Below are 16559 nucleotides of genomic sequence, written 5' to 3' on the forward strand. Positions count from 1 at the left end.
GGCCGTCTCTGGCCTCGCGCCGAAACGCCGCCTCCATCGCCCGGCCTCACTGAACGGCCATCGACCAAACTCCCCCATGGGTGCGTCAGCGCGTTTACACACAGCCTCGGTGGGAAGCGGACCTTTAGGGGACATCGGCCAAGCTCGCCCCACCCGGTCACTTTGCGCTGCATCGCGTCGGCGGCCTTGGCCCACTTCGACCTCGATGACCGAGAATGTCTTAGCGAGCCTTGAGCTCGTGAAGCATGGCTGCTCCCGCTAATTCTTCTGCCGCTGTGGTACGACCAGCAGCCTTACGCTCGCTGTATCGATCAACAAGATAGTCGGCGCGGTCACGGGTCAGCAGCGTGAACTTGAACAGCTCTTCCATCACGTCCACCACGCGGTCGTAGTAGGCAGACGGCAGCATCCGGCCGGCCTCATCAAACTCTTGATAGGCCTTGGCGACTGACGACTGGTTGGGGACGGTGATCATCCGCATCCAGCGGCCTAGCAGACGCAACGTGTTCACGGCGTTGAATGACTGAGAGCCGCCGCTGACCTGCATCACGGCGAGGGTTCGGCCCTGCGTCGGGCGGACGCTTCCGATCTCCAGCGGTATCCAATCAATCTGCGCCTTCATGATGCCGGAGATCGCACCGTGCCGCTCGGGGCTGCACCACACTTGTCCCTCGGACCAGAGCGACAGCGCGCGAAGTTCCTGCACTTTCGGATGGTCCGGTGACACCGCATCCGGCAAGGGCAGGTCGGTAGGATCAAAGATTCTCGTCTCCGCCCCAAACCTCTGGAGAATGCGCGCAGCCTCCTCAGTCAGAAGCCGGCTGTAAGACCGTTCCCGTAGCGAGCCGTAGAGCAGGAGGATGCGCGGCGGATGCATTGACACCTTGGGCGGCTCCAACTGATCCGCCGTGGGGATATCGAGGAACTGCGGCTCAAGGGCGGGAAAGTCGGTCATACAAGCAAGCCTAACGCAAATGTTGCCAGCGGCGCTGACGGGTCTTGGAATTATCGTATAGTTCTTATAATGTCGAAATATGGAAACCAAGCCCGCTGTAGCTTCCCTATCTGCGCTCGCCTACGAAGTGCGCCTGGCGGCGTTTCGCATTCTTGTACAGGCCGGGCCTGATGGTCTGGCGGCTGGCGAACTTGCGCGTCGCCTAGAGGTCTTGCCGAACACACTCTCGTCCAGCCTGAACGTGCTGAGCAACGCCGGCATGGTCCAGTCGCGACGCGATGGCCGTTCGATCATCTATACCGCCAACTACGACACGATGCGCGAGCTGCTGGCCTTCCTAATGGAAGACTGCTGTGGCGGCTCGCCGGAAATCTGCGCCCCGCTCGTCAGCATCGTTAGCCGATCCTGCGAGGCAGAAGGACGCGCCTGCTAAAACCCCAGGGAGAACCGCCATGATCCATCCGGAAAACAACGAGCCCTTCAACGTCCTCTTTCTCTGCACCGGCAACTCGTGCCGCTCCATCTTCGCCGAGGCGATCATGAACCGCGTAGGGGCCGGAAAGTTCAAGGCCTACTCCGCAGGGTCCATGCCGAAGGGTGTGGTCAATCCGAATGCCATCTCGCTGCTGGAAAAGCTGAACTACAAGACCGACGGTTTCCGCTCGAAGCCCTGGGAAGAGTTTTCCCGCGACGGCAATCCCGATGCGCCGGAACTGCATTTCGTCTTCACCGTCTGCGACAATGCGGCGGGAGAGGTCTGCCCTTACTGGCCCGGGCAGCCGATGAGCGCCCACTGGGGTATTCCCGACCCCGACGCGGTACAGGGCAATCAGGCGGAAATCAGCTTGGCCTTTGCGGAAGCCTATCGGCAGCTCAACAACCGCATCAGCATCTTCGTCAATCTGCCGATCACGTCGCTCGACACCATTGCGCTGCAGCAGCGTCTGAATGACATCGGTCAGACACGCGACGCGCCGGCTCGGACCTAGGCATGAGGTTGCGGCCGATAGAGCCCGGCTCGACGGCATACGCCGCCTTCATCGGCTTGCTCGAAGAGGCCGGCCTGCCGACCCGAGATCTGCATGACGAGGGCGCACGGTACTACGCGCTCGGTGATGGGCCGGAGGTGATGGCGTTCGCTGGGCTCGCGGCCGGTGGAGACGACGCCCTTGTGCGCTCTGTGGTCGTACCGCAGAGCGGGCGGGGGGCGGGCCACGGCGGAGCTGTCATCGACCACCTGGCCACGCTGGCCTCCACCTATGGCGTACAGCGCCTATGGCTTCTCACCACGGGCGGCGAAGGCTTCTTCGGCCGCCATGGCTTCGCTTCAGTGGATCGCTCTGGCGCTCCACCGTTCATCGCTTCCACCCGGCAATTCACCGAACTTTGCCCTAGTTCAGCGGTCTTGATGTGTCGGACGCTAGTTTAGAACCGCCGCTCCAGCCTTACGGCGTCGCCCATCGTCTCGTCGCCGAGGCACTTGGGACGGCCCTGCTGCTCGCCGTCGTGGTCGGCTCGGGGATCATGGGCGAGCGGCTGTCCGGCGGGAACGACGCCATCGCGCTCCTGGGCAATACCCTATCCACCGGCGCGGCCCTGGTGGTGCTGATCACTATCTTTGGCCCCCTCTCCGGCGCGCACTTCAACCCTGCCGTAACCTTGGTGTTCGCGGCCCGCCGAGAAATGACTTGGCCCATGGCGGTGGCCTATATCTTGGTGCAAATCATGGGGGCGGTCCTAGGCGTCTGGGCCGCCCACCTAATGTTCGGTGACGCCGTTCTCCAGGCATCGCAGAAGCTGCGCGAGGGTCCGGCCCAAGCCTTCTCTGAGGCCGTGGCCACGTTTGGTCTGGTCGCCACGATCCTGGGATCGATCCGCTTCCGTCCGGAGGCCACGCCTCTGATGGTGGGCCTCTACATCACCTCGGCCTACTGGTTCACGGCCTCGACCTCGTTTGCCAATCCGGCCGTCACCATCGCTCGCAGCTTGTCCGACACCTTCGCCGGCATCGCGCCGAGTTCCGTCCCCGCCTTCATCGCCGCTCAGTTGGCTGGAGCGGCTGTGTCCGCCGTCCTGTTCGGATGGCTGCTCAAAGAGAAGACCACACCATGAGCGAAGATTTCCCCATCGCCATCTTCCACAACCCCGACTGCGGCACCTCGCGCAACACTTTGGCGATGATCCAGTCCGCTGGGTACGAGCCGTCGGTGATCGAATACGTGAAAGAGGGCTGGACCCTCGAAAAGCTGAGACACCTGCTAACCGCCATGAACGCTAAGCCGCGCCATATCCTGCGCGAGAAGGGCACGCCAGCCGCAGAGCTTGGCTTGCTCGCGGACGATGTTAGCGACGACAATCTGCTTGAGGCGATGGTCGTCCACCCCATCCTGGTGAACCGCCCCATCGTCGTGACGCCCAAGGGGGTGAAGCTCTGTCGGCCCTCGGAAGCCGTGCTCGATCTTCTGGACCGAAAGCCCGCCACCTTTGTAAAGGAAGATGGCGAGTTCGTTGTACCGCGCGCTTAACCAGACCGGCCAACGTCTGCTGAGGGTCGCTTCTCCCCGTTGGGGTCCGGGCCGAAACTTTCCGGTCGAGGCGCCGCGGACCGCCAGGTTTGAACGGCGAGTTTCCGGCGGCGTCCTAACTTCCGCTTCTGGCGCGATGCAGACTCGGATCCTTACGGGCGCGCCTCTTCCTTCACCTGGACATCCCTGGCGAACAGAGCGGCATTCACGCCATGCCAAGTCCCGTCGCCTCATCCGAGTTGGCCGCCTCGATCCTTGACGCCTTGGCCGATCGGTTAGAGCGCGCCCTCGACCTTGTCTCAAGCGTGACCGCGGTTGACGATCTGGACGAGATCTCGAGCCTATGCACTGACGCTGCCGCCGTCGCTCGATCTGGAAGCCTACTCCTGTGCGGCGATCCGTAATCAGCCAGCGACGAGTTCAACGAGCTGAACGCCGAGGCCTGCCGCAATCTTCGCCAGCACTGTGATGGTGGGATTGCGCACCGCCCGCTCCACTCCTGACACGTAGGTGCGATGGACGCCCGCTCGGTCGGCGAGTTCCTCCTGAGAGATGCCTTGCAGCTCGCGGAGTCGCTTGATGTTGAGACCTACACGCCTCCGGATATCCATGCCCCGAAGGGGCGGCCGTGTAGACGGATGATCTACAGCCTATGAGTCTCAATTGAGTTGACTGCATCGCCTTGCGCATGGCTCGCATGGATCGTGAGACTCATAGGATGCAACTCATGCAGCAGCTCGAACCAACTCAGATTCGCTACGTTAAGCTTGGCCAAAACGGGGCCTGGCTTTCCCGCTGCATTGCAGAGGGCGTCATCGAGCTCGGCTACGACAGTGTGCCGCACGAACTGGCCGCGGCAGGTGATTGGGCGACAATCACCAAGCAGATGATCGAGGCGGACGGTCGAAGCGCCGGGAAGGCGACCAGCTTCACGCGCGAGGTACGCGACTTCTACACCCTGGGCTCGGACGCCTTGTGGGTGACGATAGGCCAGGGTCGCCTGTGGTGGGCCTTCGCCGACCCGGAGGTCATCGCCGTGGATGAGGACGGCCGTGGCGCAAGGGCGCGCAAGACGCTTGGGGGGTGGAGTGACCAGAGCCTGTCAGGGGAACGTCTCGAACTCTCCCGGCTATCCACCCGCCTGACCAAGGTCGCCGCCTACCAGCAGACCATCTGTCGGGTAGGAGATGAGGACTATCTCCTGCGTCGGTTGAACGGCGTGGTGGAGCCGGTGGTCCAACGAGCGAGGGCCGCCCAGGCTGAGATGGTGACCTCGGCCCTGGACATGATCCGACGGCTCGACTGGCGAGACTTCGAGCTCCTGGTGGACTTGATCTTCGCGGGCAGCGGATGGCGCCGGTCCTCCGCCGTTGGCGGTAGCAGCCAGGCCGACACTGACCTGATCCTCGAGCAAGCCGTGACTGGGGAGCGAGCCTTCGTTCAGGTCAAGTCCAGCGCCTCCGCCGCCACCTTGCGCGACTATGTGCAGCGCTTTGCCGACGACCCGTCTTTCGATCGACTGTTCTTCCTTTGCCATAGCCCAGGCGGCGCCCTGGCTGCGCCAGAGGACCCGCGCATTCAGGTTTGGCTGGGCCCGCAGATTGCCGAGCAGGCGGTCAAGGCCGGGCTGCTTGAGTGGCTAATCGAGAAGGTACGCTAGGACGAAGCTTGAGTTTCGACCCTCAATCTGCGTAGGTAGAAGAACAACCTGCCAAGAAAATTTTAACGGGGCGATCCGTCGCCCCAAATCTTGGCAGGTGACGATGACGAGTCTCGAGATCCAGTACCGCAAGCCTGCGGAGCTAAAACCCCACCCGACAAATGCGCGGATCCATAGCGCCAAACAGATCGATCAGATCGCCGCGAGCATCGTGGCGACGATGTTCGCCAATCCGATCCTGATCGACGAAAATGACGTCATCATTGCCGGCCACGGCCGGTTGCTCGCGGCTAAGAAGCTCCGCCTTGACGAGGTCCCGACCATCCAGCTGCGAGGATTGTCCGAAGGCCAGAAGCGAGCCCTGCGGCTGGCGGACAACAAGATCGCGCTGAATTCCGGCTTTGACCTGGAGCTGCTGAAAATCGAGCTGGAGGAATTGAGGCTCCTCGACGTCGACCTTGAGCTTACCGGGTTTTCAGTCGGTGAACTGGATGTGCTGTTTGAGGGTCAAGCAGACCCCGAGGACGAAGTCGTCCCCGCGGCCCCGGCCGAGCCGGTTAGTCAGACGGGCGATATCTGGACGCTCGGACCGCACCGGGTCGCCTGCGGCGATGTTCGCGACAAATCGTTGATGGCCCGGCTCATGGCTGGCGGGTGCGCCGACGCCGCTTTTCTCGACCCGCCATATAACGTGAAGATCGATGGCCACGCTGGCGGCAAGGGCAAGGTTAAGCACCGCGAGTTCGCGTTCGCATCTGGCGAGATGTCCCCTGCGGAGTTCATCGATTTCTTGAAGGAGACCCACGGCGCCTGCGCTGAGGCCTCACGTAATGGCGCGATCCACTACATCTGCATGGACCACCACCATGTTGGGGAACTGCGTGCCGCCATCGACGCGGTCTACGGCCAGTATCTCAATATGTGTGTTTGGGTGAAGTCTAACGCGGGCATGGGCAGCCTCTACCGCTCCCAGCACGAACTGGTGTTCGTCTACCGGGTTGGCGATGCGCCCCACCGCAACAATGTTGAGCTTGGAAAGCACGGGCGCAACCGCACCAATGTCTGGGAATACCCCTCGGTCAACACCTTCGGGGGAAGTCGCCGCCATGACCTCGCGATGCATCCCACGGTCAAGCCGGTAGCCATGGTGGCCGACGCCATCAAGGACGTGACCAAGCCCGGTGAGACCGTGCTGGACGCGTTCCTCGGATCGGGGACGACCCTGATCGCCGCGGAGAGGTCAGCCCGAGTGTGTCGGGGCGTCGAAATTGACCCCGTCTATGTCGACGTCGCTCTTGCGCGCTGGTCGGCGATCACCGGGCTGGAGCCTGTTCTCGAAGGTTCTGGAGAAACCATTACGGCTGTCCGCGCGCGCCGAGCGGCGACAAAGTCACCACTCACCACAATTGCAAACGGGAGCGCTCCTGCCACGCCCCCTGAGGCTCCCTGCCAGGCCTCAAATCCGATCCCGAGCATTGTGCTCGGCGATAAGGCCTAAGAGGGCGAACATGAACGAACCACAAAATACACCGGGCAAGACCTACAAGGTTGGCTATGGAAGGCCGCCCCTCGAGCACCAGTTCAAGCCTGGACAGCCATCACGAAATCCTCGTGGTCGCCCACGGGGGAGGGTACGCGAGCACGCGCTTTTGAGACTAATGCAGGAGAAGGTGACCATCTCGGTTGAAGGCAAGCGCAAGCGCATGACCTTCGAAGAAGCCTTGAGCAGAAAGTTCATTCACACCGCTCAGTCGGGCAACCCCCAGGTCTACAAGGCTATACTGCAGGCAACAATTTTGCTGGAGAAGGCATATGCCACCCGGGCGCCGACGCGCGCCGAAATACTGCAGGAGATGGCCGACGAGAAGTTTAGAGCCGAGAGCCAGGAGAAGCTTCGCGGCGTTCTAATATGCGGCCTGGAACACATGGCTGCAGCCAACAAGCCGGAACGCAGTGCAAAGCCATCCACCTAGTTTCACCACCATAAGAACCTCGTGGAAACACGAGGCAGGGGTGGCCGCAGTTGTGGCCGCCCCTTTTTTTGGCCCGCGCGCTGGACTGTTCGTCGCAACAGAGCGTCAGTCACCTTGTCCCCCGGCCACTCCGGGCTCGCCGCGGTAGCGGCGGCATTTGGCGCCGCCAAAACGCGATGAGGACAAGATGGCTCGCAATATATCGAAGACTGCTGGTAAGGCGCCGAGGGAGCCCATTCCGGCTCCCGCGCCACCCGTCACCCCAAAAGGTAAGCTCGGCCTGCTGGTGGGGCTTCTGCGCCGCCCTGAAGGGGTCGGCATCGACGAGTTGACCGCCGCTACGGGCTGGCAGGCACATTCCGTGCGCGGGGCAATTTCAGGGGCAGTGAAAAAGAACCTTGGCCTGCTGGTGGAGTCTCAGAAGCGCGACGGCATCCGAACCTACTTCGTGGTCGGGGAGGCGCGGTGATGAACTCCGCCATCCAAATCACCGACGAGGTCCGCGCGCTCGAAGCCCTGAACTTGGCGGACCTTCGGGCTGAGTGGCGGCGGCGATGGGGGCCGCCGCCGACCCTGCGGGCGGTGGAGCTCCTCAGACGGCTGATGGCTTGGCGGATCCAGGCCGAAGCTTTTGGAGGCCTTGATGCTGAGACCCGCCGCCTCCTGCGCCATGCCGGAGCACGGCCGCGTGCGACCCTTCAGGCCGGCGCCCGGCTTCACCGCGAATGGCAGGGCCGCAATCACGAGGTGGTCGTGGGCGAGGGGGGATTCGAGTGGTCTGGGCAGACCTATCGTAGCCTCTCTGAAGTGGCGCGCGCGATTACCGGGACCCGATGGAATGGCCCCAGGTTCTTTGGTCTGCGCCAAGTCGAGCAACCCTGATGGCCAAACCCCGCAGCGTTGTGGCGCCCGGCCGGGTTCGCTGCGCGATCTACACCCGGAAGAGTTCGGAGGAGGGGCTGGATCAGGCCTTCAATAGTCTCCATGCCCAGCGTGAGGCCTGCGAAGCCTATGTGGCGTCTCAGGCAGGCGAGGGCTGGAGCGCCCTCGCAGAGGTCTATGACGATGGCGGATTTTCCGGAGGAAACCTCGAGCGCCCTGCCATGAACCGACTGCTGGTCGACATCCGCCGCGGGCTAGTGGACGTCGTCGTAGTCTACAAGGTCGATCGTCTGACCCGGTCTTTGACCGACTTCGCCAAGATCGTCGATGCGTTCGACGCCCATGGCGTGAGTTTTGTCTCCGTCACCCAGGCCTTCAACACCACCACCTCGATGGGTCGCCTGACCCTTAACGTGCTGCTGTCCTTCGCCCAATTTGAGAGGGAGGTCACAGGCGAGCGAATTCGCGACAAGATCGCGGCCTCAAAGGCCAAGGGCATGTGGATGGGCGGCATGGTGCCCCTGGGCTACGACGCCCAGGACCGCGCTCTCATCATCAATCCGGCGGAGGCTGAAACCGTTCGCCGCCTCTTCCAGAAGTACTTGGAGCTGAAGTCTGTCCATCGGCTATGCGATGAGCTTCGCGCCGAGGGCGTGCTCACCAAGGCCTGGCTGACGCGAGGGGGGCGAACTCTTGGTGGCTGCGCCTTCACCCGCGGAACGCTCTTCCACCTCCTGCAGAGCCGGCTCTACATCGGCCAGATCGTCCACAAGGATCAGGTCTATCCGGGCCTTCACCCGCCGATCATCGATCAGGATCTCTTTGACGCTGTACAGGTGCAGCTTGCCGCGCACCGCAAGGACCATCGAGATAGGCCGCTCCGGGCTGCGGCGTCGCCGCTCACCGGCTTAATCTTCGACGCCGACGGCGCGGCGATGGGGCCAAGCTTCGGCTATGGCCGACGAGGGGGCCTCTACCGCTACTACATTTCGACCAGCGTTCAGGCCGGTCGCCGCGCGGCGGACAATGCCTCTGACGCGATCCGTAGGGTTCCCGCGCCGGCGATGGAACAGTTGGTCTTGGATCGACTTGCTGGACTCGCAGCGCCAGGCGGATCGCTCGATTGGGAGCGGGCGAAGTCGCTCTTGGTTCGGGTGGAGGTCTATCCGCGGCAGATCCACGTCGTCATCGACCAGAGCCTGGCTGGCGACCCTCACGAGGCGCCTGAGGCCACCCGATTTCGCCTGTCCAAGCGCATCGAGCCAGGCTCCAAGTTGCTGCTGGATGAGGACGGCCGGCTGGTGCTGGTCGTGCCGGTCCGAGCTGTGTTCCGCGGTGGACGGCAGGTCATTGTCCTGCCGGAGGGCGCCTCAGCTTTGTCGCCGGCGCGTTCTGACCCTTCACTCGCCAGGACCCTTCGAACAGTGCACCGGGTCCTAGAGCGGGCGAGTGCTTCACCGCTTCTCGGTTGCGACGCCTTCGCCAGCGCCAGTGCGATCGCCGATTCCGACATCCGCAAGCTTGCCCCGCTGGCTTTCCTCGCCCCCGATCTTCAGCGGGCGCTGCTTGAGGGGCGCGGGAAAAAAGACCTGAACATCGCCGAGCTCATCGAGCGGGCGGCCCCTCTGGCTTGGGCCGACCAGCGCGCACTTTAGAAGGTTCTCGCGCTTCGCGGTTCGCCCGCAATAAATCCCGGCAAATACGAATATTTTCCCTGTTAATTTTGCTGCATTGGGGGCCATTCGCTTCGTCAAGCATATGACTTCGCTTGAGTCTCAGCAGGTTGACGCGTCGTACAGGCTTCTTTTTGCAAATTTTTCCCTGTTTTTTCCCTGTTCTACGGGAAACCGGAGGGCATCAAATACGCGCGGAGACTGGCCCGCCAAAAGGCCGATATCAGGTGCCACCACGCGCCAGTTAAGGCGCGCGGACCTCCGGAATCGTCGGGAATAGCTGGGACATTCCCGCGGGTTGGGAATGGGGATCGCGCTGGGAGCCAAGTTGCCCTGACTGTCTGGCGGCCCGGGAGGGACTCGAACCCCCGACCTTCGCTTTAGGAAAGCGCTGCTCTATCCTGCTGAGCTACCGGGCCAGACCGGTGGGGTGATAGCGCAAGGGCGCATGGCGGCGAAAGGGAAGATGCGAATGAGGGCTCTGCGCCATTTCCGGCTGCTCTATGTCCAGGTGCTGATCGGCATCGCCCTTGGCGTGCTGGTAGGCTGGCTGTGGCCCGAGATCGGCGTTCAACTCAAGCCGCTGGGCGACGCCTTCATCAAGCTGATCAAGATGGCCATCGCCCCGGTCATCTTCTGCACCATCGCCGCCGGCATGGCCCGGATGAGCGACATCAAGGCCTTCGGCCGCCTGGGCGCCAAGACCCTGATCTATTTCGAGGTGGTGTCGACCATCGCCCTGATCATCGGCCTGGTGGTGGGAAAGTGGGTCCAGCCCGGCGTTGGATTCAATGTCGATCCCGCCAGCCTCGATCCGAGCGTGGCGGAAGAATACGTGGAGAAGGCTCACCACAGTCCTGACCTCGTCCAGTACCTGCTGAACCTGATCCCGGACACCTTCTTCGGCGCCTTCGCCGACGGCCAGCTGCTGCAGGTGCTCGTGATCGCAGTGATCACCGGCCTGGCCTGCACCCGGCTCGGCCCCTTCGGCGACAAGGTGGCCGGCGCCCTGGAGGACATCTCCAAGGTCTTCTTCTCCATCATCCAGGTGGTGGTGAAGCTGGCCCCCATCGGGGCCTTCGGGGCCATGGGGTTCACCATCGGCAAGTACGGCATCGCCGCCCTGGTCAAGCTGGCCGCCCTGGTGGGGACCTTCTACCTCACCAGCCTGCTCTTCGTGCTGGTGGTGCTGGGCCTGATCGCCTGGATGTCTGGCTTCTCGATCCTCAAGTTCCTGGCCTATATCCGCGAGGAGCTGCTGATCGTCCTGGGGACCTCGTCCTCGGAGTCGGTGCTGCCGCAGATGATCGACAAGATGCAGCGCCTGGGCGCCGGCAAGACCACGGCGGGCCTGGTGATCCCGGCGGGCTACAGCTTCAATCTCGACGGCACCAATATCTACATGACCCTGGCCACCCTGTTCCTCGCCCAGGCCACCAACACCCCCATCACCCTGACCCAGGAGCTGACCCTGCTGGGGGTGGCCATGCTGACCTCCAAGGGGGCCAGCGGCGTGACCGGAGCGGGCTTCATCACGCTGGCCGCCACCCTGGCGGTCATCCCGGAAATCCCCATCGCGGCGCTGGCCCTGCTGGTGGGCGTCGACCGGTTCATGAGCGAGTGCCGCGCGCTCACAAACCTGGTTGGCAACGGCGTGGCCACCCTCGTCGTGGCCCGCTGGGATGGGGACCTTGACCGTGAGGTCCTGGCGCGGGAGCTGGAACAGGGTCCGCGCGCCATGGTCGCTGAGCCTGTAAAGGCGCCGGCCGACTGAGCCTCAGGCCGCCCGGCCGGCTAGGCGGCGGAGCGTCGGCCGGGACGGCGAGGAACCTCGCGCTCCAAGGCGATGGCGGCGAAGGGTTCTCCGGAGGGCGTGAACAGCGGAAAGACCTCGATCTCGCATCGATAGGCCTCCCCGGACTTGCGATAGTTCATCAGGGTCGTCCGGTGCGTGACCCCGAGGCGCAACGCCCGGGCCAATCGCTTCTTGGCCGCGACGCTGGTGAGCGATCCCTGCAGCATGCGGGGGCTCTTTCCGACCACCTCGTGACTGGCGTAGCCGGTCATGCGTTCGAACGCCGCGTTCACATAGAGGATGTTCGGACCCGGCGCCGCCAGCTCGCCGTCGGTCACCACGACCGCCAGCCCTGTGTCTCCGACCAGGGTGGAAACCAGTTGTATCAGTGACATCACGTCGTCGGTCCTGAGGTCGGCGTTCTGTCCAACGCAAAATCTCACCTGGAGTGAGAGGGCGCGGCAGTTCAATAAGGCGTCTGTTAACCGCGTCAAAGCGCACGCGCCCCTGATGCGACGGGCCACGGCCGCAAGCTCCAGGCTGTCACCGCAACGTAAAAAATCAATTAGGAACCCGTTAGCAATCGGGGTGCGATGCATGCCGCTTAGTGCAAGTGCGGATTCGGAGCGGTCGGATGCTGTTTGGTGGTCGTGCTGAGGAAAAGGCGCGGGAGGCTCAGCGCGTCCGCGAACTCGAGGCGCAGGTCAACGCCATGGAGCGGTCTCAGGCGGTGATCGAGTTCAAGCTCGATGGGACAATCCTCCGAGCGAACGCCAATTTCCTGAACGCCCTTGGCTACACGGCCGCCGAGATCGAGGGGCGCCATCACAGCCTGTTTGTGCCGTCCGACCAGAAGGACAGCGCGGCCTACCGCGACTTCTGGCGGGACCTGAACAATGGCGAGTTTGTCGCCGCCAAGTTCCAGCGGATCTGCAAGGACGGCTCGGTCTGCTGGATTCAGGCCTCCTACAATCCAGTGCTGGACGAGGCGGGACGTCCCTACAAGATCATCAAGTTCGCGACGGACGTGACCGAGGTGGAGCTGGAGCGGACTCAAATCGAGGCCGAGCGCGGCAGGCTCGAGGCGGACCAGAACATGGTGGTCGGAGCCCTGGCCGACAACCTGCAGCGGGTGGCCGCCGGCGATCTGACCGCCCGTATCGAGGCGCGTTTTGACGGCCGTTACCAGCAGATCAAGGACGACTTCAACAAGGCCATCGAGACCCTGCGCGAGGCCCTGACCTCTATCTCCGCCTCTTCGGGCGGGATCCGCGGCGGGGCCGACGAAATCGCCAGCGCGTCGGACGACCTGTCCAGGCGAACTGAGCAGCAGGCCGCCAGCCTGGAGGAAACCGCCGCGGCCCTGGACCAGATCACCGCTACGGTGAAGCGTAGCGCCGAAGGGGCCAAGCAGGCCTTCAGCGCAGCCACCACGGCCAAGGCTGATGCTCAGCGCTCCGGCGAGGTGGTCCGCGAGGCGGTCGCCGCCATGGGGGAGATCGAACAGAGCTCCGGCAAGATCACCCAGATCATCGGGGTCATTGACGAGATCGCCTTCCAGACCAACCTGCTGGCCCTCAACGCAGGGGTCGAGGCCGCCCGCGCGGGCGAAGCGGGCCGCGGCTTCGCCGTCGTCGCGTCTGAAGTTCGAGCCCTGGCCCAGCGCTCGGCCGACGCGGCCAAGGAGATCAAGGCCCTGATCAGCGCCTCGTCGGCCCAGGTCAATTCCGGGGTCCGCCTGGTGGGTGAGACCGGCAAGGCCCTGGTGGGAATCGTTGGACGGGTCACCGAGATCGACGGCTTGATCGCCGAGATCGCCCAGTCGTCACAGGAGCAGGCCGTCGGGCTCGCCCAGGTCAACACCGCGGTCAATCAGATGGACCAGGTGACCCAGCAGAATGCGGCCATGGTGGAGGAAGCCACCGCCGCAGCTTCCAACCTGCGCGGTGAGGCCGTGGAGCTGTCCCGGCTGGTGGGCCGCTTCCAGATCGGAGCTCAGCCCCTGCGCCCGGAACTGGCCCGCGCTGAGCGCCACGCCCCGGCCTGGAACCCGGTCGCCCGCGACCGGGCCCGGCTCGCGTCCGCCTTCGGCGGCGGCAAGTCCGCCGCCGCCTCGTCGAGCTGGGAAGAGTTTTAGGGTCTAGGCGGCGGCGCTGGGGCGGGCCCCGACCCGCTCCATCCAACCCTTGACCCACTTGGCCTCTTCCGGAACGGGCTGGCCGACCGTCGCGCCGAATTTCAGGAAGCCGAACAGCAGGATGTCGGCCAGGGTGAAGCGGCCGCCACAGACGAAGTCCCCCGTCATCTGGCCGTCGAGCCAGAGCAGGCGGTCCTTGGCGATGGCCTTCAGGTCGGCGGCGCCCTCGGCGCCCACCAGCTTCATGCGGCTCTCGAACAGCGGGCGCCCTTCGGCGGCCCGGAAGCCGTTGGCCATGGGCTCGCAGATGTTCAGGTCGATGCGCCGCGTCCACATGCGGGTCTCGGCCCGCTCCTCGGCGTTGGCGCCGATCAGGGGCGGGGAGGGCTGGACCTCTTCGAGGTACTCGCAGATCGGCAGGATTTCGCAGACCTTGTGGCCGTTATCGAGTTCCAGCGCGGGAAGTTGGCCGGCGACATTGATGGTCTCGGTATAGGGCGGCTTGCGGTTCTCGCCCGCCATCAGATCCACCTTCTGCGCAGGGATGGTCATGCCCTTCTCGGCGATGAAGATGCGTACCACGTGCGGATTGGGGCCGATCGAGTCGTAGAGTTTCATGGCGAGGCGCTCCCTTAATTGGTTGGCGCGACCATTTCGGCGAGAGGCTGGCGCGTCAAGCAGGACCCAACGTCAATCCAGCAGGGATTTGATCTGCGCCTTGATGACGGCCCAGGCCGGGGCGGTGGGGTCGATCAGTTCGAAGTGGCCGGCGTGGGCCAGGTCCATTACCTCGACGGGGTCACCCCTGGCCATGGCCAAGGCGCCGAACGCCGCCCCGAACCGCGACGGCACGATGAGATCCAGCGCGCCGGAGATCACAGCATAGGGCAATGCCAGCGGCAGCAGGGCGGCGGGGGACGTATCGGCATACACCTGCTGGCCGGGACGTTGGCTCATCCCTACCAGCGCCTCGATGGTCCCGGGTCCGCCGCAGGCGTCCGGCCCGGTGGCGTGATAGGCCGCCAGGTCGATGATCCCGGCCAGGCTGACGGCTCCCTTGGGAATGAAGGGATCGGGGCCGCGCAGGGGGCCCCGCACGCTACTCCACAGCGCCAGGTGCCCGCCCGCCGAGTGGCCCGCGACGACCACCCGAGCAAGATCCAGGGGGTAGGTCCTGGCCAGTCCCCGCACGTGGTTCACGCCGGCGGCCACATCCTGGAAGGTGCCGGGGTAGCCGCCGCCCTCGTGGCCGATGCGGCGGTACTCCAGGTTCCAGACCGCGACGCCGCTGGCCTTCAGATCGGCGCAGGCCTGGTCCATCAGCTCCAGCCCCGGCAGGTCGGCCAGCCAGCAGCCGCCGTGGATCATCACCACCAGCGGATGGGGGCCAGGGCCCGTGGGCCGCCAGAGCTCGCCGAACTGCAGAGCCAGCGGGCCGTAGGCGATGCGGGCGTCCGCCGCGTCCCGAGGCCGGGCCAGCAGGTCGCTGAAACTTATGGGCGCGCGATCCGCCATGCTCACTCCTTGCCGGCCTGACGTCAGGGGAGAGGATGCCCGAAAACTCGACCCAGGGAGAGAGACCTGCTCACCGACCACAAATCGCGACGGGCCCAAACGAAGACGCCCGGCCCTTCGCAGGCCGGGCGTCTCGCAGATCAGCGGTTAAGGCGCAGCCTTAGGCGGCGACGGCCTTGATCAGGTTCTTGTTGAGGATGCCGATGGCGGCGTCGCGGTCGATCTGTTCGATCGCGGCGACTTCGCGGGCCATGCGGTCCAGCGCCGACTCATAGAGCTGGCGTTCGGAATAGGATTGCTCCGGCTGGTTCTCGGCGCGGTGCAGGTCGCGGACGACCTCGGCGATGGAGATCAGGTCGCCGGAATTGATCTTGGCTTCATATTCCTGGGCGCGACGCGACCACATGGTGCGCTTCACCCGCGCGCGGCCCTTCAGGGTGGTCAGCGCCTGGCTGACCACATTGCCCTCGGCCAGCGAGCGCAGGCCGGCGGTGCGGGCCTTGGCGGTGGGAACGCGCAGAGTCATTTTCTCGTGGTCGAAGGTGATCACATAGACTTCGAGCGAGTAGCCGGCCACTTCCTGAGTTTCGATCCCCTGTACCTGACCCACCCCGTGGGCCGGATAGACGACGTGATCTCCAATCGAGAAATCCAGACCAGTCTTGCTCATCAGCTAAGTCCCTTCGACCTCGTCCGATCCCATCGACGCATCCAGGTTTTCCGAGAGCCCAAGGCGAAAGATGTCCGTCCGCAAAACTTGCGGCGATCAACATTCTTGAGAACGGAATAGACCTCTAGGACACCCTTCGCCTGTTCAAGGCGTATGCGGCCGGGGACGGCTCTTCTGCAGAAACGACATGGCGGGCGCGAAACGCTTCTAACCACGTCATTGTCACCCTAGCATAAAATTCAGCCCAAAGAAAGGCTTGCACCCCCTGGGCGAGGGTTGCTCAGGATCCGCGGCCGGGCTTTTCGCTGAAGTACTTCTCGAACTTGCCCGTCTCTCGCTCGAAGGCCTCAGCGTCCGCAGGCGGCTCGCCCTTCACCGTGATATTGGGCCAGATCTTGGCGTAGTCGGTGTTGATCTTCAGCCACTTGGAGTCGGGCGTATCCTCGGTGTCGGGCTTGATGGCGTCCACTGGGCACTCAGGTTCGCAGACGCCGCAGTCGATGCATTCGTCCGGATTGATCGCCAGGAAGTTCTCGCCCTCGTAGAAGCAGTCCACAGGACACACCTCCACGCAGTCCATGAACTTACATTTGATACAGGCGTCGGTGACGATGTAGGTCACTTGGAACTCCGGCGGTCTCGATACCTGGTCGCGCTCTCGGACGGCGAACCGGTGTCCACTTCGCCTGCAAGCGCTCCAGAGCGCGGGTTTTCCCGGTCAGACCCCCAATTGTCAATGCCGCCGCGCCCCAGGATATCTGGCAGCGCCGATAG

20 protein-coding genes and 1 tRNA gene are annotated in these 16559 nt (G+C 63.9%); 13 read left to right on the top strand and 8 right to left on the bottom strand.

From position 1 onward, the window contains the following. Window positions 1–220: 220 nt before the first annotated feature. Window positions 221–955 carry an arsenical resistance protein ArsH gene (gene arsH, locus RMO97_RS10635; RefSeq protein ID WP_310540936.1) on the bottom strand — a complete coding sequence of 245 codons (735 nt, stop codon included), beginning with the start codon at window positions 953–955 and terminating at the stop codon, window positions 221–223. Window positions 956–1034: 79 nt separating this feature from the next. Between arsH and RMO97_RS10640 the strand changes: the two genes are divergently transcribed. Genes RMO97_RS10640 through arsC form a run of 5 tightly spaced genes read left to right on the top strand, consistent with a single transcriptional unit; the run spans window position 1035 to window position 3480 of the window. Beyond that, window positions 1035–1388, top strand: a complete 354-nt coding sequence (locus tag RMO97_RS10640; RefSeq protein WP_310540937.1) for a helix-turn-helix transcriptional regulator — start codon at window positions 1035–1037, stop codon at window positions 1386–1388. Between the two features lie 19 nt (window positions 1389–1407). Then, window positions 1408–1944 (top strand): arsenate reductase ArsC, encoded by a 537-nt coding sequence (locus tag RMO97_RS10645; protein WP_310540938.1) that lies wholly within the window; start codon window positions 1408–1410, stop codon window positions 1942–1944. 2 nt (window positions 1945–1946) lie between these two features. Next, complete coding sequence (locus RMO97_RS10650) at window positions 1947–2384, top strand: GNAT family N-acetyltransferase (protein ID WP_310540939.1); 438 nt, start codon at window positions 1947–1949, stop codon at window positions 2382–2384. Beyond that, the gene (locus tag RMO97_RS10655; protein WP_310540940.1) at window positions 2366–3067 is read left to right on the top strand and encodes an MIP/aquaporin family protein; all 702 of its coding nucleotides are present in this window, start codon (window positions 2366–2368) and stop codon (window positions 3065–3067) included. The genes RMO97_RS10650 and RMO97_RS10655 overlap by 19 nt, the downstream gene beginning before the upstream one ends. Then, window positions 3064–3480, top strand: a complete 417-nt coding sequence (arsC, locus tag RMO97_RS10660; protein WP_310540941.1) for an arsenate reductase (glutaredoxin) — start codon at window positions 3064–3066, stop codon at window positions 3478–3480. Before RMO97_RS10655 ends, arsC begins: the two co-directional genes overlap by 4 nt. Before the next feature lie 404 nt (window positions 3481–3884). On the opposite strand, the gene RMO97_RS10665 is transcribed toward arsC, so the two are convergent. Further along, window positions 3885–4091, bottom strand: a complete 207-nt coding sequence (locus RMO97_RS10665; protein WP_310540942.1) for a helix-turn-helix transcriptional regulator — start codon at window positions 4089–4091, stop codon at window positions 3885–3887. 116 nt (window positions 4092–4207) lie between these two features. On the opposite strand from RMO97_RS10665, the gene RMO97_RS10670 reads away from it, so the two are divergent. From RMO97_RS10670 to RMO97_RS10695, 6 genes are all read left to right on the top strand, one after another. Next, complete coding sequence (locus RMO97_RS10670) at window positions 4208–5140, top strand: restriction endonuclease (RefSeq protein ID WP_310540943.1); 933 nt, start codon at window positions 4208–4210, stop codon at window positions 5138–5140. Between the two features lie 103 nt (window positions 5141–5243). Continuing rightward, on the top strand, window positions 5244–6638 hold the full coding sequence (locus RMO97_RS10675; protein ID WP_310540944.1) for a DNA methyltransferase: 1395 nt from the start codon (window positions 5244–5246) through the stop codon (window positions 6636–6638). Between the two features lie 10 nt (window positions 6639–6648). After that, complete coding sequence (locus tag RMO97_RS10680) at window positions 6649–7113, top strand: DUF5681 domain-containing protein (RefSeq protein WP_310540945.1); 465 nt, start codon at window positions 6649–6651, stop codon at window positions 7111–7113. A gap of 187 nt (window positions 7114–7300) precedes the next feature. Beyond that, complete coding sequence (locus tag RMO97_RS10685) at window positions 7301–7582, top strand: DUF3489 domain-containing protein (RefSeq protein WP_310540946.1); 282 nt, start codon at window positions 7301–7303, stop codon at window positions 7580–7582. Further along, the gene (locus tag RMO97_RS10690) at window positions 7582–7995 is read left to right on the top strand and encodes a DUF2924 domain-containing protein (protein ID WP_310540947.1); all 414 of its coding nucleotides are present in this window, start codon (window positions 7582–7584) and stop codon (window positions 7993–7995) included. The genes RMO97_RS10685 and RMO97_RS10690 overlap by 1 nt, the downstream gene beginning before the upstream one ends. Next, entirely contained in the window at window positions 7995–9650 is a 1656-nt protein-coding gene (locus RMO97_RS10695; protein WP_310540948.1) for a recombinase family protein, read from the top strand. The genes RMO97_RS10690 and RMO97_RS10695 overlap by 1 nt, the downstream gene beginning before the upstream one ends. A gap of 360 nt (window positions 9651–10010) precedes the next feature. Here RMO97_RS10695 and RMO97_RS10700 read toward each other — a convergent pair. Next, window positions 10011–10087: transfer RNA gene (locus RMO97_RS10700), tRNA-Arg, on the bottom strand. A gap of 53 nt (window positions 10088–10140) precedes the next feature. Here RMO97_RS10700 and RMO97_RS10705 point away from each other — a divergent pair. Beyond that, entirely contained in the window at window positions 10141–11442 is a 1302-nt protein-coding gene (locus tag RMO97_RS10705) for a dicarboxylate/amino acid:cation symporter (protein WP_310540949.1), read from the top strand. 20 nt (window positions 11443–11462) lie between these two features. On the opposite strand, the gene RMO97_RS10710 is transcribed toward RMO97_RS10705, so the two are convergent. Continuing rightward, window positions 11463–11858, bottom strand: a complete 396-nt coding sequence (locus tag RMO97_RS10710; protein WP_310540950.1) for a PAS domain-containing protein — start codon at window positions 11856–11858, stop codon at window positions 11463–11465. A 239-nt stretch (window positions 11859–12097) separates the two neighbouring features. Here RMO97_RS10710 and RMO97_RS10715 point away from each other — a divergent pair, with 239 nt between their 5' ends. Continuing rightward, a complete protein-coding gene (locus RMO97_RS10715; RefSeq protein WP_310540951.1) occupies window positions 12098–13600 on the top strand; it encodes a methyl-accepting chemotaxis protein in 1503 nt (500 codons plus the stop codon). A 3-nt stretch (window positions 13601–13603) separates the two neighbouring features. On the opposite strand, the gene RMO97_RS10720 is transcribed toward RMO97_RS10715, so the two are convergent. The 4 genes from RMO97_RS10720 to fdxA all read right to left on the bottom strand — a co-directional run bounded on the left by RMO97_RS10720 (window position 13604) and on the right by fdxA (window position 16407). Next, complete coding sequence (locus RMO97_RS10720) at window positions 13604–14218, bottom strand: glutathione S-transferase family protein (RefSeq protein ID WP_310540952.1); 615 nt, start codon at window positions 14216–14218, stop codon at window positions 13604–13606. Window positions 14219–14290: 72 nt separating this feature from the next. Continuing rightward, window positions 14291–15115, bottom strand: coding sequence for an alpha/beta hydrolase (locus RMO97_RS10725; protein WP_310540953.1), 825 nt, complete (start codon window positions 15113–15115; stop codon window positions 14291–14293). Window positions 15116–15275: 160 nt separating this feature from the next. Further along, window positions 15276–15785: a CarD family transcriptional regulator gene (locus RMO97_RS10730; RefSeq protein WP_304776308.1), complete on the bottom strand. Its 510-nt coding sequence runs from the start codon at window positions 15783–15785 to the stop codon at window positions 15276–15278. Between the two features lie 280 nt (window positions 15786–16065). Further along, window positions 16066–16407: a ferredoxin FdxA gene (gene fdxA / locus RMO97_RS10735; RefSeq protein ID WP_304776309.1), complete on the bottom strand. Its 342-nt coding sequence runs from the start codon at window positions 16405–16407 to the stop codon at window positions 16066–16068. Window positions 16408–16559 lie beyond the last annotated feature (152 nt).

The sequence above is a fragment of the Phenylobacterium sp. genome (assembly GCF_031425575.1).
In the GTDB taxonomy this organism is placed as follows: domain Bacteria; phylum Pseudomonadota; class Alphaproteobacteria; order Caulobacterales; family Caulobacteraceae; genus Phenylobacterium.

Coding starts and splice junctions, on each gene's coding strand:
- RMO97_RS10650 (WP_310540939.1), top strand. CDS start 1,947: ATGAGGTTGCGGCCGATAGAGCCCGGCTCGACGGCATACGCCGCCTTC.
- RMO97_RS10695 (WP_310540948.1), top strand. CDS start 7,995: ATGGCCAAACCCCGCAGCGTTGTGGCGCCCGGCCGGGTTCGCTGCGCG.
- RMO97_RS10670 (WP_310540943.1), top strand. CDS start 4,208: ATGCAGCAGCTCGAACCAACTCAGATTCGCTACGTTAAGCTTGGCCAA.
- RMO97_RS10665 (WP_310540942.1), bottom strand. CDS start 4,091: ATGGATATCCGGAGGCGTGTAGGTCTCAACATCAAGCGACTCCGCGAG.
- RMO97_RS10705 (WP_310540949.1), top strand. CDS start 10,141: ATGAGGGCTCTGCGCCATTTCCGGCTGCTCTATGTCCAGGTGCTGATC.
- RMO97_RS10725 (WP_310540953.1), bottom strand. CDS start 15,115: ATGGCGGATCGCGCGCCCATAAGTTTCAGCGACCTGCTGGCCCGGCCT.
- RMO97_RS10720 (WP_310540952.1), bottom strand. CDS start 14,218: ATGAAACTCTACGACTCGATCGGCCCCAATCCGCACGTGGTACGCATC.
- RMO97_RS10715 (WP_310540951.1), top strand. CDS start 12,098: ATGCTGTTTGGTGGTCGTGCTGAGGAAAAGGCGCGGGAGGCTCAGCGC.
- arsH (WP_310540936.1), bottom strand. CDS start 955: ATGACCGACTTTCCCGCCCTTGAGCCGCAGTTCCTCGATATCCCCACG.
- arsC (WP_310540941.1), top strand. CDS start 3,064: ATGAGCGAAGATTTCCCCATCGCCATCTTCCACAACCCCGACTGCGGC.
- RMO97_RS10710 (WP_310540950.1), bottom strand. CDS start 11,858: ATGTCACTGATACAACTGGTTTCCACCCTGGTCGGAGACACAGGGCTG.
- RMO97_RS10640 (WP_310540937.1), top strand. CDS start 1,035: ATGGAAACCAAGCCCGCTGTAGCTTCCCTATCTGCGCTCGCCTACGAA.
- RMO97_RS10675 (WP_310540944.1), top strand. CDS start 5,244: ATGACGAGTCTCGAGATCCAGTACCGCAAGCCTGCGGAGCTAAAACCC.
- RMO97_RS10645 (WP_310540938.1), top strand. CDS start 1,408: ATGATCCATCCGGAAAACAACGAGCCCTTCAACGTCCTCTTTCTCTGC.
- RMO97_RS10730 (WP_304776308.1), bottom strand. CDS start 15,785: ATGAGCAAGACTGGTCTGGATTTCTCGATTGGAGATCACGTCGTCTAT.
- RMO97_RS10680 (WP_310540945.1), top strand. CDS start 6,649: ATGAACGAACCACAAAATACACCGGGCAAGACCTACAAGGTTGGCTAT.
- RMO97_RS10685 (WP_310540946.1), top strand. CDS start 7,301: ATGGCTCGCAATATATCGAAGACTGCTGGTAAGGCGCCGAGGGAGCCC.
- RMO97_RS10690 (WP_310540947.1), top strand. CDS start 7,582: ATGAACTCCGCCATCCAAATCACCGACGAGGTCCGCGCGCTCGAAGCC.